This is a genomic window from Flaviflexus sp., from assembly GCF_052087705.1.
In the GTDB taxonomy this organism is placed as follows: Bacteria; Actinomycetota; Actinomycetes; order Actinomycetales; family Actinomycetaceae; genus Flaviflexus; species Flaviflexus ciconiae.
In genome coordinates, this window is record NZ_JBQCYC010000012.1 from 55,057 (window position 1) to 71,345 (window position 16,289).

Sequence of the window (16,289 nt, forward strand, 5' to 3'; positions counted from 1 at the left end):
GTTATCTAGGCGCTATCAGGCGCGGTCTTCCGGGGAAACGACGCGGATGACGGACGAGTCGTCCATGGCCGCCTGGCCGCGTGCAAAACCGAGGAGGTATTCCTGCTCGGCGGCCGCAGCCACCGGCACCGCCATACCAACGCTCTTCGCAGCGTCAGTCACGATTCCCATGTCCTTAACAAAAATGTCGAGGCGGGACTTTACTTCGGCTTCTTCACCGTTGTCAGCCTGGATGGCACGCGGACCGCGGTCACCCAGCATGAACGAAGCGGCAGCACCAGACATCAGGGCCTCAAGGGCAACGGTCTGATCGAGTCCGAGCTTGCCAGCAAGGGCAAGAGCCTCACCGGCGGCAGCAATGTGAATACCGCAGAGAAGCTGATTCACGGTCTTCATGGACTGGCCCTTGCCCGGAGCCTTACCAACCCAGACAAGGGTGGAAGCCATCACGTCCAGCACGGGCTTCGCGAACTCGTACTCTGTTTCGTAGGCGCCAACGGTGACGAGCAGGTCACCCTTGGCGGCACGTGCGGGACCGCCCGAAACGGGAGCATCGACCAGGCCAATGCCCTGCTCTGCAAGCTGTGCGGCAACTTCTTCAACCGGTGCGATACCGATGGTGGAGGTGAGGATGATGGCGGAGCCCTTCTTCATGACCTCCGCAATACCATCGGCCCCGTAGAGAAGCTCATCGAGCTGCGTTCGGTTGCGGACGGCAACGAGAACGAGGTCCGCTCCGTCAGCTGCTTCCTTTGCGGAAGTAGCGCTAGCTACTCCCTCCTTGTCCGCGAGCGCAACGCGCTCAGCGGCAATGTCGTATCCGACGACGTCGAATGACTTGGCGAGCCAGCTCGCCATCTGCAGACCCATGGCTCCCAGACCGAGTACGGCAATTCTGCGGGACATAATCTCTCCTTTGAGTTGGGTGAAGTATTGGTAGTAATTAAATGGTGGTGGGCTCCCCCTAAGCATCCAGCAGGACGCTGGGCCAAGCAGGACTTTGGTTAGGAACGAATCACTGACATCCAGCAGGGCAGGTGCCGGGTGAAACGCGAAGGACAACCGAATCGTTCGGCGCAGAAGAAACGATGATCTGGAGTGTGAACCAGCATCATCACGGGTTCACACAGCGTATTTGGGCCTTAGGCGGATAGCTTGTCGACGACATCGGCGAGCGAGGAGTCGCTTCCGACATTGCCGGCAAAGACGACGTAGGGGATCCCTGCGGCCGGACCATCTTGACCGGACCAGAGGGAGACGATTCCGGGAAGCATCGAACCAACGACGATGGCACGGCCGATCTCGAGTCCCTTTGATGCCACGTCGGAGGAGGTGATGCCGCCCTTCGCGACAACGAAGCGGGGCGGATTCTTGGCAAGAATCTGGCTAACGGCACTGACAACGCCCGCGGAGACGCGGCGGGAAATGTCGAGTGAGGAGTCAGCATCCGTTCCGGTGACAAGCTTGCGGGAGGTGCGGATAACGACATTGCCGGAGTTCAGCGCCTCCGCAGCATCGCTGGCAATACCTGCGATGTAGTCCGCTCCCCCTTTCGGAATCGATGAGGCGAGCAACGTCGAGTTCCAGCTCGTAAGGCGCCCTGCGTTCCCGTAGTTCATTCAACTGCCGGGTGGTCAGTCCAACGTGGGAGCCAACGACAACGAGACCGCCTGCGGCGATGTCACGGTCCCCGCGGGAGTCATTGATCTCGTCAACGGTGAGCGGAGCATGGACGGCCTGGCCGATCCTTGCGCGAACGAATGGAGGGCCAACCCGGTAGATAAACGTGGATCCCGCCTTCTCGGCTTCAATAAGAGCCATGGCCAGGAGCCGCAGGTCCTCTTCGGAGACAATGTCGACGGTAATGGGAGTGCTGCTCTTGGCGGAGCCTAGAAGTTCAACGGCGGCCTGGCGGTCACCGCGAAGGATATCGAGGTCAAGGACGAGGACATCCTTGGCCGGAATATCGCCATGGGTCTTTTCTTCGACCCAGTCGGGTATGTAGGAGGATTCGTAACCGAACGTCGCATCCTTAGCAAACTCCGACTCCCCAACGGGAATGAAGCCGTCGGATTCCGACCCGGCGTAGTGCATGCCACCAACGGTGATTCGCCCAGCATCCCCGAAGGCGGGAACGATCACAATGCCGTCGACGGGCTTACCTGTGGCCTTCTGAATCTCGTCACCGATGGTGTTCGGTTCTAGGGGGAAGTGCCCACGCAGGGTTGAGTCGGAACGGGACACAAACGCTACCTCGATCCCGGCTTGCTTCGCTGCCGCGAGCGCGGCGGTCACCGCTTCGCGGTTGACACGCTCAGCATCGGCGGGTGCCAGCGAACGGGAGTTGATCATGACGTAGACGGCGGGCTTGCCGGTTTCGAAGGCCCACAGGAAGTCGTCCTTCTCCCATGTCATCAGTACGGGCAGATCCGCAACCGACTGCGTTCCGGTCGGATCATCGTCGAGAACAACGTAGACGACCGTGTCATTCTCGCGCGCTCTTGCCGCTACAACATCATCTGCCGAGACGCTAACGGGCTCGGGAAAATCGGCGACCAGCTCGCCAAGTTGCTTCTTTACCACAATTGTCACACTCCTTTGTGCTCTGACCTCTGAGGTTACTTGGGAGTCTAGGTGACATTTGAGTCGAACGCAAGGAAATTCTTTCGCGAATTGAACAGCACGCAATCTTTCATTGACCATCTACGACCAGCAGAAAGACATGCGCTAGCACTAAGCCGCACCTTCGGTGAGGCGATGTGTCGCGACATATGCGACACCGAGATTCGCGTCAGCGCCCCACTGAATGCATGAGTTCTCCGACACTTGGTCTGTGCAACGGGGCTGATCTACCCCGGTTTCACTCTCGCGATGTGGCATTCTGTTTGATAGCGTCCAAGACACCGGATCTATACCCTGATCAGCAATCTCGTGAACTGAGGGAACTCGCTGTCGAGACGTTCCCTACCGGATTGGGGTTACGGATCGGAGAGGAATGACGCCATGAAGAAGTCAGCCATCGCAGGAACACTCCTAGCAGCCCTAGCCCTTGCAGGATGCTCGGATAGCTCTGGGGAGCCAACAACGATCTTCGAGGAAGTGTCGCCGGACCCGACAACGACAGATCCGACGGACGCTCCCAGCGAAGAACCCACCGAGGGTCCCAGTGAGGATCCCACGGAGTCGCCAACTGATGACCGAAGCGAAGATCCGACGACCGTGCCTCCGGAGCAAGGCACCACTCCGGTCGAGTTCGATACCGATGCGCAGTTGCCGCCCTCGCCCGAAACTGGTGTCACTCTCACGTGGACCGTTCCTGGCGAGACCTTCCATATCTACACTCGAGGATCAAGCACCGACGGTTGCTATCCAGTGCCGACAGAGGCGTGGACCGATGGGGAGACCATCGAGATCACTTTCGATCCTGCAAACGCAGGGCTGAACTGCACGACGGATATCGTCACCTACGGTTGGGAAGTCACCTGGGATGTCCCAATCGAGGTTGGTGGTGAAATCGAGGTGACCCTGACCGATGTTCTCGGAATGGGCCACACCCTGAGCGCGATTCTTCCCGCCGAGCCGGGGGCTCCGGTCGCCTAGCCGCGAGCTGGATGCCGGTGACTTGGCCATGAACTGAAGGCCATTACCCAGCCATGAACTGGCCTCCAGTTTCGCATTTGAGCACCGGTTGGTTACTCAGGTTGAGCGCGTTACTTCTAACGCCAGTGAATCAGTTGCGCTATCGCGTCGGTCAATATTCAGCAGCTCAGTAGATCCATGGCACCGTCGGTTTTACGCACGGCGCCACACGTACTCTCAAGCCAGATTGACGAGCAGAACGAAGGCGCCGGTTCCGGCGCTCACGCTCAGCAGAGTTCTTCTACCAAAGCCCAGATGTACGGTAACGGTCACTGCGGAGGCAATCAGTGCGTAGGCAAGGCGGGATCCACCGCCCTCCGCCGCTGACTGGACCGTGGCAATCGCGAGGATGGCAAGAATGCCGGCAGGCATCCACCCCGCCATGCGACCCACAAAGTCGGATTCCCGTAGCGGTTCCAGAACCAGGAACGGGACTCCACGCAGCGCAAAGTCGATAACAAAACCGATGGCAAGAACGGCAATGAGGTAGGAGAGCTCAGGCACCGGCTTTCCCCCTTGCTCGTTCGATGACATATCGAATGAACAGAACAGCAACAAAGAGCGAAAGCCCCGCAAACATTGCAGCCTGCGGAAATGCCACGGCAGCAAACGCGTAGCAGGATGCAGCTAAGAGAAGTGAGGGAACTTCCTTCTTCGTCCTGCTTGCGTCGAGGGTCAGGGTGATAAATAGGGCGCACAGAGCAAAGTCCAGGCCTTCTATCCCCGCGGGGAGGAGGGATCCGATAAGGACACCGGCAAGCCCGCCGCCGACCCAGTAGATCTGCAGGGCAATCTGCATAGAGACCAGACGCCATGCCGTCCAGCCATCAGGCTTTGCTGCCGTGATCGCGAAAGCCTCATCGGTTAGCGAATAGGCGGAGTAGAGCTTGGCAATCGGGTTCTTAACAACCTGGAGCGGGAAGGTGAAGGCGTAGAACACGTGCCGAAAGTTCACGAGGAGAGTGGTGACAGCCACCGTGAGTAACGGGGCCGAGACGACGATGAGGCTAACAAGCAGGAACTCGAGCGACCCGGCGTAAACAGCAATTGAGAGTGCGGGAGCCACCCACCATTCCAGCCCTGCCTGAATAACGAGCAGACCAAACGCGAGACCGAGAGGAAACATTCCAAGGCCCGCAGGCAACGAGATCCGGATACCTTCACGAACTTCGCTTCGTCGAGACACTGCCACTTCTTCCACCAAGTCATGCTCTCACTTACTCTCTCAAACAGGGCCGAGGCTCAGCCACCGTCCCGAGTAATGGAGATATTGCGGATCAGCCCTTGCACCGCTCCGAAAGCGGAGATCCAGCCCTAGCCAAAATCGCAGGCCCAGTCCTAAGCCAACCTGGAGCCACTTCTGACCTCAGGAAAATAAGAACTCGGGCACCTAAGAAGCGGGTATGCGGTACGCACCGGGCAGGATCAACAACGTGTGCCCTGAGTTGCATGCTTAGGCGGGATCACTTGTTGGTTCCTGTCCATATGTAAACGGATCGACCGGCCACTTTGCCCTGGGCAAACTCTTCTCGATGACGAGCAAGTACGACTCGGTAACGAGGTCTTCAATGAATTCCTGATCAAGGGATCCGCCGGGGTTGAGAGTGATCCAGTGCTTTTTGTTCATGTGGTAACCGGGAGTGATGTCATCAAAGGCTTCCTGAAGTGCCGTGCTATCACCCGGTCGAGCTTTAATAACGGCAATCAGGTCACCCTTCAGTTCGGTGTGGATCATAAAGACCTTGCCACCAACTTTGAACACGTCCCATTCGGGGCCGAACGGGTAAGCAATCTCAGTGGCAGGCAACTGAAGGGCACGTTCTTTGGTGACTCGTTGAAGCATTTCGCCATCCATGACGGCCTCCATTCCCTCCTATGCCTGCTGCCCGTTGTTGCCAGCTGACCCTGGCTTCCAGTCAATCCTATTTTCAGAACCGACCTGATGACACCAGATCTACACAGCTCTTAGCGTCCTGGGGCAGCATGCCGTAGGCGGCACATATTTCTCCTCGCGGGCTGGAAAGAACCACCGTAATATTGGTGAATCTCCAAATGCGCTAGCCATATGGGATTCCACGAACGAGCGACAAAGATGCCGCGTTCAGAAAGCGAAAGTCATGACCCGCGAAGCAGTTGGCATTATTGTTCCCGGCGATATGGGCTCTCCCATGGCGAAGCAACTGATCAAGGCGGGATGATCGATCATTTACTACAGTCGTAGTCCGAAGGCGGAGCTTGAAGAACTGGGGGCCATGAAGGCGCACAGCCCCAAGGATCTAGCAGAGCACGCCGGATCGATTCTCGTCATGCTCCCCGATTTACCGCAGCTGGAACCGATGCTGACCGGCGATGAGTCTCTGCTTGCCGCCAACGTCGAACTGTTCCTCATGGTTGGCTCAACTTCTTCGGCGGTCAGGCTTCGGGAACTAGCTAAGAAGTTGAAAGAAGAGACTGACGGACGAGTGCAACTCATTGACTCACCGGTCTATGGTGGCGTCGAAGGAGCCGAGGCTGGAACCCTATCGATCATGGTTGGTGGCACGAATGGCCAGTGCGCGCGAGCTCGAACAATCCTTTCCCCCTGCGGAACCGTGCACCACCTCGGCCCCCTCGGTGCAGGAGAGGTAGCGAAATCCTGTAATCAAATGGTTGTGGCCGCAACGATGCTTGCCCTTGGTGAGACGACGGTTCTCGGTGAAGAATCCGGTATTGCACCTGCCAAGCTGCTGGAAGTGCTCGGTGGTGGTTACGCCGGGTTCACTCTTCTTCAGGCGAAGAAGGACATGCTTATCAATGACGACTTCACATCGGGTGGAATTGCTGCTTACATGCTGAAGGATCTCGGTTTTGCTTCTGAAGTCGCAGTATCGACTGGAGCATCTCCCGTCTTACTTCCCGCGCTTCTGAGCTCCTACCAAGAATTGGTTGACGCCGGGCTTGGAAATGAGGACCTTGCAGTCGTCAAGAAGTTCATCCAGCAACGTTCCTAACAACTACCCTGATCCAATTGATCCGACCCGAGTAAATGATCTGATCCAAGCAAGCAAGCAGGCGCGGCTCGTTAACGATGGTGATCCATCAGAGACGAGCCCCGCCCAACTTCATAGATTTCTCAGAGCCACGTATGGTTTTCTCTCTGGAAATCCCTTTCCCAACCTACTCCTTGACAAGAACAACGCGGAGGTTGCGAGGACCGTGCACACCGTCGACTCGTACGAGTTCAATGTCGGAGGTAGCTGACGGTCCCGCGATCCACGTGACGGGTCGCAGCGGGTTCTTTTCAAGGACTGCTACGGCCTGCGGAACTGTTGGGTAGACGTCCCGCTCGTTGAGAACAATGACATGGGTGTCGGGAACGAGGGTAATCGCCCGGCGGCCCTGGTCGGGTTCACCATCGAGAATGATGGTGCCCGAGAGGGATACGCCCACGCGGGAAGCAGTGACGACGGCGTCGATCTCGTCGAGCTCGTAGTTTGTTAGTCCCTTCTCTCGCGAGTCCTCTGTGACGGTTCTACCGTCCCGTGCGGCAGCTTCCTTCCAGGTGGGATCTAGACCATCGGGGACGACAACCGAGTTCAGGCCATCGAGGAAATCTGCGATCGCATCGGGGACCTCCTCCGGTTTAACGCGGACGACCACCGCCGTGTAGTCCTCAAGGGCCTCGATCATTTCGTCGATGACGGGCTGGGAACCAGGTGCGTTCTCGGTTTCTTGACGGTAGTTCCGCGGAACGGGTGCCGGATCTACTCGTTCGCCAAGGGCCTCACGTACGTTGGCAAGGATCTCGCTACGGGCACTCATTTCTGACCTTCTTCCTTGTACCAGTCACGGAATGTCTGGGCCGGTGGGGCTGGAACATCCTTGTTTCTCGTCCAGCCGCTGAGTGGCCACGGTGCGTTCGAGATCTTCTCGTCCTTGCCCGCGATTGGTCGCAGTGCCTTGCCGGCTTTAATAGAGGTTCCCATGACCTTGCCTGACGACATGACCTTGGAGCTTGCCTTCATCGCTACATCCCAGCCGGAGGGGATACCACCCCGGTTTGATTCGGTGATCTTGTGGCGCAGGTGCACGAGGATCCCGGGGATATCAATCTTGACCGGGCACGCATCACCGCACGCCCCGCACAGTGATGATGCGAATGGCAGGTGGGACTGCGGGTGATCTGCATCCAGGGAGTTGAGGAGCTGCGGGGTGAGAATCGCACCGATCGGTCCCGGGTAGACGGAGTTGTAGGCATGCCCGCCCGTGTGCTCGTACACCGGGCAGACGTTCATGCAGGCACCGCACCGAATGCAGTTGAGGGCTTCCCTACCGACCGGATCAGCAAGGGTTTGGGAGCGCCCGTTATCGAGAAGGATGAGATGGAACTCCTGGGGACCATCCCCGGGGGTTACCCCGGTCCACATCGACGTGTACGGGTTCATGCGCTCACCGGTGGCCGAGCGGGGCAGCAGCTGCGCGAAGACTTCGGTGTCCTTGTATCTTGGCACCATCTTTTCGATGCCAACAACGGAGATCAGGGTTTCCGGCAGGGTAAGGCACATGCGGCCATTACCTTCGGACTCGAAGATCGACAGCGTGCCGGTTTCCGGGATCATCATGTTGGAGCCGGAGATCGCGACCTTGGTTTTGAGGAACAGTGCCCGCAGGTGGTCACGAGCCAGCATGGCAAGGTCGCGGGGATCCGAGGTGAGGTCTTCCGGGACGTCCTCCATCTCCGACATGAAGATCTCGCGGATCTCTGCACGGTTGCGGTGGATGGCGGGGACAACAATATGGGAAGGCATGTCTTTGCCAAGTTGGACAATCATCTCGGCTAGGTCGGTTTCCCAGGCGGTAATGCCACGTTCGGCGAGGTACTCATTCATGTTGATTTCCTGAGTGGCCATCGACTTGATCTTGATGACCTCCTTCGCCTGCTTCTCAACGAGAATCTTGTGAATGATCTCGTTGGCCTCCTGGGCATCTCGTGCCCAGTGGACGATGCCGCCACGCTTAGTGACGTTCTCCTCCATCTGTTCTAGCAGCTCCGGCATGCGCAGCATGGTTTCGTTCTTGATGGCGGAGGCGGCCTCGCGGAGCTCTTCCCAGTCCGGCATCTCCGCCACCCTCATGTTCCTTTTATTACGTATCGTCGTGGTGGCGTGTCCGAGGTTCTTCCTCATCTGGCTATTGCGCAGGGTTACTGAAGATCCCTCGGGGAAGTCGGTCCCCCAGTTCAGAGGATCGGCAGGGATGGGATCGCCCTGTTCCCACTGCTTATGGCCCGTGTTGAAGATCTTGGGCATTCCGAGGAATGTCGACATCACACACCAACTTTCGTTGTCGTGGCCGGGGCCTCCCAGGGCTCGGCCTGGGTTCCGGCCAGCACCTCAGCCAGGTGCATAACGCGGATACCTGCGCGGTTACGTGCAAGCGCACCACCGATGTTCATGAGGCAGGAATAGTCGCCTGCAACCAGCACATCGGACTTGGTAGAGATAACGTTGGCTATCTTGCGAGACACCATCGCGGCCGAGGTCTCCGAGTTCTTGATCGAGAACGTGCCCCCAAAACCACAACAGGACTCTGCTTCGGGAAGGGAAACTAGATCGATTCCTTGGACCTCAGACAGGAGCTGCTCAGGCTTGTCGCCAACGCGCGTGACTCGCAGAGAATGGCAGGTCGGATGGTAGGTGACCCGGTGCGGGAAGTACGCTCCTACATCGGTTACCCCGAGAACATCAACAAGAAACTCCGAAAGGTCGTACGTTTTCTTGGCAATGAGTCCTGCCCTCGCGGCAACCTGGTTGTTGCCCTGGTTCTCGGCCACCATGGCCTGCTGTTCACGGATAGAGCCGGTGCAGGAACCAGAGGGGACAACAACTGCATCCCATTCTCCGTCGAGCACCGGGGAGAACGTCTTCACGTGGTTCTCAATCAGTGGCATGGCTTCCGGGTAGTAGCCAGTATTCACGTGCATCTGACCGCAGCAGGCCTGGGACTGCGGAAAAACAACGTCAACGCCGAGTCGTTTCAGAAGGTGAAGGGTTGCCTGGGGAGCCTGTGGGAACATGGCGTCGGACAAACATGTGGCGAACAGTGCGACTTTCATAGATTCTTCTTTCTTTCAGTCAGACAAAACTAGATGAGTGGGAGAATACCCTGCGTGGCCAAGAACACAAGGACGCAGAGAAGCAGGAGGATACCGAGAGACCAGGGCGCAACCTTCTTGAGGATCTCAGACTCTGAAGCCTTACCACCCACAGCTGTTGCGGCAATGGCGAGGTTCTGCGGGGACACGATCTTGCCGATGCCACCACCGATGGTGTTTGCCGATAGAAGTACCGAAGAGTCCAAGTTGGCACCGGCAGCAACCGTTGCCTGAAGGTCAGCAAACAGGGCGTTGGCAGAGGTAGCCGAGCCTGTGACTGCTGTACCAATCCAGCCAAGAATTGGCGACAGGAACGCGAAGGCGGCACCGGTCGCCGCTAGGGCAGCGCCAATGGCCATGGTTTGGCCCGAGAAGTTCATGACGTACGCAAGCGACATGACCAAAGCAATGGTCACGAGCGACCACCGGAGGGACACAATCGTTTCGCCAAGTACCTTCACTCCCCTGCTGAACGTGAGCTCGAAGAGCCCACCGGACGAGTTCCTCCCGTATACGAAGGCAACAATCAGCGCGGTCAGCACGATCATTGTTCCTGGGGAAGACAGGGTTTGCAGATTGTAGATTGCCGAGGACGATACCTCGCCGGACTCTGTAAGCAGATTGCCATAGAGTCCCGGCCACTCGATAGTCACGTCCGTGCTCGCGAGTGCAGCCGGGATATCAACACCGATTGCCCAGAGCTTTGCGACGGCGAAGACGATGACAACCAGCCAGTAGGGCATAAGAGCAAGCGTGGTCCGGGAAACGGAGGGAAGCTTCTCGCTCGTTTCCGAGCGGTACTCCTCCGGGGTTGTCGGATGAGAATAGTTAAGGAGGAGGGCAACGGCCGCGAAGCTCAAGAGGGCCGCAAACACTGCCGTGAGTTCATAAGAGATAACGTTCGCGGCAATAATGTGGCCGACACTCATGGTCAGGCCCTGAATGAAAGCGATATGCCAGAGCTGACGGATCCCGCGGGTACCATCAAGGATGATGACGAGCAGGAAAGGCAGAAGGCTCGCGATCCAGGGGGTGATCGAAGAAACAGTCGCGGCAACGTCGGTTGCCGCAATGCCGCCGATACGGCCTGCGGTTGTCACGGGGATTGCCATCGCACCAAAGCCCACGTTGATTGAGTTACCCACCATCGTGACAGCTGCCGCCTTAAGCGGCTTCACCCCAAGAGTGACGAGCATGGCGGCAACGATGGCAACTGGTGCTCCGAAACCTGCCAAGCCCTCGAGGAGGGCACAGAACGAGTAGCCAACGAGCAGAGCCTGAATGCGTTGATCACCCTTACCAACTGCAGAGAACACGGCTCGCACATCATCGGCACGACCGGATCGCACCGTTAGGTTGTAGAGCCAGACGGCAGCGATCACGATGTAAAGGATAGGGGCAATACCAAACGCCAGGCCTTGGAGGGCGGAGCGCCCCACCATTCCCACCGGCATACCGAACCCAACAACCGCTGAGATCGTAGCAACGATCAGCGCACCGACCGCGCACCAGTGGGTTGCCAGCTTAAAAACGCCGAGCAGAGCAAAGAAGACAAGAAGAGGAAGGATGCCAACAAGGGCGGAGAGTACGGTCGAATCCGCTATCGCCGTCATTGACGGAACGAAGGTTTCCAATTTCACCTCAAGTACGAAACGTGACGAGTCGTGTCCAGCTCGCTCACCCAGGACTGCTCTGTACGCGGATGAGCCTATTGGCTGTGGACTCCGTCTTAAGATCTATCATCTTTTAACCTTTAATTCAGTATTGTCGCCAAGTGCATTATGTGAGTCTTTTATGAGTTAAATAATGTTTGGTCATCCTAAGTGAGCGAATCCGCACAAATAAGAGATCTGCAGAAACCCGCTCCTTCGCAGCACCAGAATCGGCAGCAAAACCATAGTCTGGAAAAATTACGCGAAATGGGAAAAGTCGCGCACCCGTGACCATTGTCCTGAATTAGGCCCGGGACACCCGCCCAGATCGCCCTGCACCCAACATGGCGACTCATCCGAGTAGTAGCTATCGGAGCGGTCCGGCTAGCGAGTCAGTACTCCGGTGGGAGGGCAGAGCTTTTCCAGGTGCTCGTAGCCGTATTCGGACTGCATGCGGGCGCCGCAGGCTCGAGCCTCCGTCGAGGCCTCGTGGCGAATGAAGGTGTCGGCCGGGAAATAGTGACGGAAGACCAGTGTCGGTGGCGAGTAGCTTCTTGGAGAGCCCCAGGGTGCACATACGGCGGTTAGCGGCCTGGTTCAGGCCCTGCAACGATGCAAGATCACTGAGCACGTAGCCGTCAAAAGCCAAGTTGTGGGCAACAAGCGGGAGGCCCCGACAAAGTCTGTGATGTCGGGATGAACATCATTTCAGGTCGGTGCGCCAACAACGTCGTCGGCTGTGATTCCGTGGACCTTGATGTTGCGATAGCTCAACCAGTCGAGATCCTCGTGCGGTCATAGCAGGGTGGTGACCTGGCCGGCCTCCTGACCGCCCTCGTCGTAGCGGACAAGTCCAACCGCACATGCGGAAGCACGCTTTTCATTGGCTGTTTCGAAATCAATGGCAACGAAGGGTTTCACCGAATCAACTTTCTACGGGCTTCCCCAAAGATAGAGTCCATATCGGCTTAATTCCTCGAGTAAAACCGCACAACGAGAAAGCAAGACAGCAGTGCGAGCCTGCGTCGCGGAGTACAGAAGCCGAGGTTTCCTTGGCACATGACCGCGATCATTTCGCGCGTAGCCGGGGTTTCTTCATACGTGCCACGGTTTGTAAGTAAAGGGTGTGGGGAGAAAGATGCCTATAATTCCTCCCCACACCCGCTCAGTGTCGCCTGTCGGCGAATCCCCTACGGCCAGTCCCTCTAGGGCGTGGTTTCCTCGGGCTTTGGGATGAGGTCATGGTCGATGTGTTCGGCCACAACCCTTGCAGCGTGCTCGGGATCCCCTGATTCGATTGCGGCAATGATGTTCAAGTGGTCGGTCTTTCCGGTACCGGGAGGCGAGCCCTGGATGATGGTGCCTTTGCGGACGCCGCGGTTGATGACTGTCATGGCGGCAGAGTAGGAGAGGCTGAGTGGCCCCGCCCCCGCCATCTCAAAGATCAGGTTATGGAAGTGGCCGGGGGCTCCCTGACCCATGTAGCTGTTGCCAAGCTGGCCTTCTTTAAGAGCCCTGGTTGCTTCGAAGCTCGCCTTCAACCCATCAATCTGCTCAGGTGTTGCTTTCATCGTTGCTTGCCGTGCGGCTTCAACTTCGAGGGCGCGGCGGAATACGAGGATCTCGCCGGGGTCAAAGGAAGCATAGGTTTCCACGAGAACATTGGGAACGGGTGTCCGCGAGTTTACGAACGTTCCCACACCCTTCTGGGTTTCGAGAATGCCAAGAGAGGCGAGGGAACGTACTGCCTCACGTACGGTTGATCTACCGACCGAGAGGATCTCCATGAGTTCGGGCTCCTTGCGGATGGCCTCGCCAACGGGCCAGTCGCCGCTGTTTATCCGTTCTCGGATGTAGGCGGCTCCAACCTGGGCCTTGGAGGCTCCCGGAGGGTTGCTCATGCTTTTCGGCTCGCTTCTTCTCGGTGCTTGTCGACGTACCTTAATCCAAGTATTGCCGACCAGATTCCAGAATTCGGAGAATCTTCCACGTTACAGCCCCGTCTTTACGGCAGATGACCTACGCGTAAATGGTGGTCGGCACGAAAAGTCCAGAGAGGCATAGCAGAGAAACTCCCGTCTGAGCTAACGACGGCCCATGAGGAGGCTCTTCAGGAAACCTCTCGCTTCGGCTACTCGCCGTTGTTGTCGGGTGCGTTGTTCTTGCCTTTGGCATCGCTCTCGAAGTCGCCTCGAACGTTCTGACCGTCCCCGGCGAGGGACTCGTTAAAGCGATCGGCATAGTCCGTCGCATCAGACTCGGAACTGTCGAAGCTTTCTTCGATTCAGCCCTCGTGCTTGCCGTTGTGATCTGCTCTTCCATCTTCCTCAGCGAGCTTATTGGCATCGGGGATTTGAACGATCATCTCGACCTTCCTTATCGGGGTCCTCGTGGACGTGTTCTACAAACGCACCCCGTGGCTACGCACGATTGAAGGCGGGCCCAATGCCTAAATTCCATTGAAAAACATGAAGGCGACAGGGACGGTCCTTCTTTCGAACCCAGCGCCACGAGGCCTTCCCGGCCCAGCGCCTCGCAGAGCCCAATTCACTTCAATGCCTCGACCTTCCGAGGATGTTTACGTATGCCACTGCGCCCTCCGAGGAACCTCATCACGCCACAGAGGTGAGAACTCCCGCGCCAAACTCCTTGCCCCACGCCTGGGCCTTATTAATCTCATCGGACTGCAGGGGTCCTTCAGTGCCTCCTACAAGGAAACTCGGGCCACGGTGAACGTCAGTGAAGCCGCGCTTCTTTAGTCCCTTAACCGCTGCCTTTGATGCACTGCCAATGACCGAGCTGATCTTGGTACAGGTATCGATCGCCATGACCATCAGGTTCTCACGGACCTCAACGGCATCGATCCATTCCCGAAGGCCATACTCAAACCCGATGATTGCTCCCTGCTCGCGTGCGGCCCGACGGGTCTTGGGAGTGGGAAGAGACAGCTCGTGAGTGGGCGCAGAGACAATAAGGGCGACCACATCCTCCGGCAATAAAGTGGGAGCTTCGCCTGCTTCCACTACTTCAACAGCATCGTCACCAAGTTGCTGAGCAATCGCCGTAGCCACGGAGTCGACGACCTTCGTACCATTACCGAAATAGGACTCGCGCACGATCAGAACCTTCACAGCCACTCCCTCACCATTAATTACGGACAAAACAAGATTAATATGTGGCACTCGGGTTTAACGATTCGTGGGAATAATCGACGGGCGTCCCCATCGCTCCGGCATAACTTTCATTACGGTCCGCCACAACGGTTCCGAAGATCCTGAAGCGCTTGTTTGCGTATGTTCTTTCTGCTCCACGTTTGTCCATCTTCGCTCAGAAGTCACACATCAGTGGGTTCTTCACGAGCCATCGCGAGAGCTTTGCTCCAGCCGCCTAACTTCTCGGAGATAGTTCCAGCCACGGGTAGCCCCCGCTCACTCGCCCACGATGAATAGGCTTCATAATTGCGACGGCCGCCGGCGTCAAGGTACTCACGAAGCGGCTCAAGAAGTTCCTCCTCTGAGATATTTCCCCGACGCCCCAAAAGCCCGACCCTGCCACCACATGAGCGAACGAGCTCGGCCCACGAAATTCCCGACCGTACAATAAGGTTGTTTCCTGCTGGAGCATCGTTCTCAAGTGCCCACTCGTTGTATTTTGCGATAGTCAGAATTGGACCACGGTCTTCAAGTGCTTGTTCGATGTAGCTGCGCACATCAAGTTCTTTACGCACAAATGTCGACCAGTCTCTCGGTGTGAGCACGTCACTCACCCACTCGGGTTCAAACTCATCCAGATATCCAGCGAGGAGACGTTGTGCGTCCCGTGCGAGTATTTGCCACGTTTTACCCAAACGAACGCGGATCAGTGAGCCAGAGGGAAAGTTTGGTGTTTCTGCCAGCCATGATTCAAAGGCCCTGTATGTGTATTCAGTTCGATCCTCTCTAAAGAAGTCGATGACTATAGCCCACATATCCTGGTTCGAGTAGAGCCGCTCACGGTCTACCGAGTAGGATCCTGCAATTCCCGCCGCCTCGATTGCCGCAGACCATTTACCAAATCTGTTCATTGGTGTTTGCTTTGTCGGTCCGCCATTCGCACGGCTCCACTCCGTGAACTGCGTTGCCACTGTCGAGCCGGTCTCCTCATGGAACCGCCAAAGAAGCTCAATGAGCTCCTCGTCAGACCACCTCTTGGCCCTTTTCTTCACCACCGACGTAGCTGGGTGACGGCCACTCCTCTCCCCAAGAAGCTCCCGAACGCGTGAACGGTCGATGCCAAGCTTTTCACTCGCTTCTTCCTGAGTTGATCCTGGATTAGCAAAAGACCAAGCTATAACGCGTTCCCTGTCGGCTTTCTCAACCATTCGCCGACTCTGCTCAGCAAACACCAAGCTAAGCTTTTTGAGATCTGTCGCCTTCCAGCGAGTCTTGTTGATAAGTTGCCGCACTCTTTCACGAGTAAGCTTGTGCCCCTCACCGATGCTCTCGAGCGTGGCTCCCGAAACGTAAGCCCTCACCATCTTTAGAGATCTTGAGTCTCCCTCACCACGACGGATCTCCTCGTCAATTTCGAGCAAGACCGCATGCGCTTTTTGTAGCTCTTGATCAAACCCATCACCGTTACCCGCTACATCAATTCCCACGTCTGCCACTCTTCACCCTGTTCGTCATTGAAACTCATGAATTAATAGACCAATCCTACGATGTTCCCCACAAGGGTTCGGCGTATAAAGTCCTGAACTATATCGACCTTCCTGTTGGCCACTAAACCAAAGTGCCGTGAAACGTTGAATCAAACCTTGGGACTCTTGATATCCGATTTGTGCCGTTCAACATAAATGGCGTCGTATCGGCCTTTAATCCCGGAAT

Annotated in this window: 16 protein-coding genes; 2 read left to right on the plus strand and 14 right to left on the minus strand. The window is 57.0% G+C overall.

The genetic code is table 11. From position 1 onward, the window contains the following. Positions 1–15 precede the first annotated feature (15 nt). The 3 genes from ACTHUY_RS07810 to ACTHUY_RS07820 all read right to left on the minus strand — a co-directional run bounded on the left by ACTHUY_RS07810 (position 16) and on the right by ACTHUY_RS07820 (position 2,592). Positions 16–906 (minus strand): NAD(P)-dependent oxidoreductase, encoded by an 891-nt coding sequence (locus tag ACTHUY_RS07810; protein ID WP_441678368.1) that lies wholly within the window; start codon positions 904–906, stop codon positions 16–18. Between the two features lie 236 nt (positions 907–1,142). Next, positions 1,143–1,559 (minus strand): nucleotide-binding domain containing protein, encoded by a 417-nt coding sequence (locus ACTHUY_RS07815; protein WP_441678383.1) that lies wholly within the window; start codon positions 1,557–1,559, stop codon positions 1,143–1,145. After that, a complete protein-coding gene (locus ACTHUY_RS07820; RefSeq protein WP_441678370.1) occupies positions 1,441–2,592 on the minus strand; it encodes a four-carbon acid sugar kinase family protein in 1,152 nt (383 codons plus the stop codon). The genes ACTHUY_RS07815 and ACTHUY_RS07820 overlap by 119 nt, the downstream gene beginning before the upstream one ends. 411 nt (positions 2,593–3,003) lie before the next feature. On the opposite strand from ACTHUY_RS07820, the gene ACTHUY_RS07825 reads away from it, so the two are divergent. After that, complete coding sequence (locus ACTHUY_RS07825; protein ID WP_441654353.1) at positions 3,004–3,600, plus strand: hypothetical protein; 597 nt, start codon at positions 3,004–3,006, stop codon at positions 3,598–3,600. A 216-nt stretch (positions 3,601–3,816) separates the two neighbouring features. Here ACTHUY_RS07825 and ACTHUY_RS07830 read toward each other — a convergent pair whose 3' ends face one another. The 3 genes from ACTHUY_RS07830 to ACTHUY_RS07840 form a co-directional block, all read right to left on the minus strand. Next, entirely contained in the window at positions 3,817–4,143 is a 327-nt protein-coding gene (locus ACTHUY_RS07830) for a branched-chain amino acid transporter permease (protein WP_441654354.1), read from the minus strand. Further along, positions 4,136–4,825 (minus strand): AzlC family ABC transporter permease, encoded by a 690-nt coding sequence (locus ACTHUY_RS07835; protein WP_441678372.1) that lies wholly within the window; start codon positions 4,823–4,825, stop codon positions 4,136–4,138. Before ACTHUY_RS07835 ends, ACTHUY_RS07830 begins: the two co-directional genes overlap by 8 nt. A gap of 267 nt (positions 4,826–5,092) precedes the next feature. After that, positions 5,093–5,482, minus strand: a complete 390-nt coding sequence (locus tag ACTHUY_RS07840) for an MmcQ/YjbR family DNA-binding protein (RefSeq protein WP_441678374.1) — start codon at positions 5,480–5,482, stop codon at positions 5,093–5,095. Between the two features lie 361 nt (positions 5,483–5,843). Between ACTHUY_RS07840 and ACTHUY_RS07845 the strand changes: the two genes are divergently transcribed. Then, positions 5,844–6,629, plus strand: coding sequence for an NAD(P)-dependent oxidoreductase (locus ACTHUY_RS07845; protein WP_441678385.1), 786 nt, complete (start codon positions 5,844–5,846; stop codon positions 6,627–6,629). Between the two features lie 166 nt (positions 6,630–6,795). On the opposite strand, the gene ACTHUY_RS07850 is transcribed toward ACTHUY_RS07845, so the two are convergent. The 8 genes from ACTHUY_RS07850 to ACTHUY_RS07885 all read right to left on the minus strand — a co-directional run bounded on the left by ACTHUY_RS07850 (position 6,796) and on the right by ACTHUY_RS07885 (position 16,072). Continuing rightward, on the minus strand, positions 6,796–7,440 hold the full coding sequence (locus tag ACTHUY_RS07850; RefSeq protein ID WP_441654360.1) for a LutC/YkgG family protein: 645 nt from the start codon (positions 7,438–7,440) through the stop codon (positions 6,796–6,798). Next, positions 7,437–8,945 (minus strand): LutB/LldF family L-lactate oxidation iron-sulfur protein, encoded by a 1,509-nt coding sequence (locus tag ACTHUY_RS07855; protein ID WP_441678386.1) that lies wholly within the window; start codon positions 8,943–8,945, stop codon positions 7,437–7,439. Before ACTHUY_RS07855 ends, ACTHUY_RS07850 begins: the two co-directional genes overlap by 4 nt. Further along, complete coding sequence (locus tag ACTHUY_RS07860) at positions 8,945–9,733, minus strand: (Fe-S)-binding protein (protein ID WP_441678376.1); 789 nt, start codon at positions 9,731–9,733, stop codon at positions 8,945–8,947. Before ACTHUY_RS07860 ends, ACTHUY_RS07855 begins: the two co-directional genes overlap by 1 nt. A gap of 29 nt (positions 9,734–9,762) precedes the next feature. Beyond that, the gene (locus ACTHUY_RS07865; RefSeq protein ID WP_441678378.1) at positions 9,763–11,385 is read right to left on the minus strand and encodes an L-lactate permease; all 1,623 of its coding nucleotides are present in this window, start codon (positions 11,383–11,385) and stop codon (positions 9,763–9,765) included. Between the two features lie 834 nt (positions 11,386–12,219). Further along, positions 12,220–12,345, minus strand: coding sequence for a hypothetical protein (locus ACTHUY_RS07870; protein WP_441654363.1), 126 nt, complete (start codon positions 12,343–12,345; stop codon positions 12,220–12,222). 284 nt (positions 12,346–12,629) lie between these two features. Further along, positions 12,630–13,325 (minus strand): FadR/GntR family transcriptional regulator, encoded by a 696-nt coding sequence (locus tag ACTHUY_RS07875; RefSeq protein ID WP_441678380.1) that lies wholly within the window; start codon positions 13,323–13,325, stop codon positions 12,630–12,632. A gap of 711 nt (positions 13,326–14,036) precedes the next feature. Beyond that, a complete protein-coding gene (locus ACTHUY_RS07880) occupies positions 14,037–14,555 on the minus strand; it encodes a hypothetical protein (RefSeq protein WP_441654365.1) in 519 nt (172 codons plus the stop codon). Positions 14,556–14,758: 203 nt separating this feature from the next. Next, positions 14,759–16,072 (minus strand): homing endonuclease associated repeat-containing protein, encoded by a 1,314-nt coding sequence (locus ACTHUY_RS07885; protein ID WP_441654366.1) that lies wholly within the window; start codon positions 16,070–16,072, stop codon positions 14,759–14,761. Between the last annotated feature and the right edge of the window lie 217 nt (positions 16,073–16,289).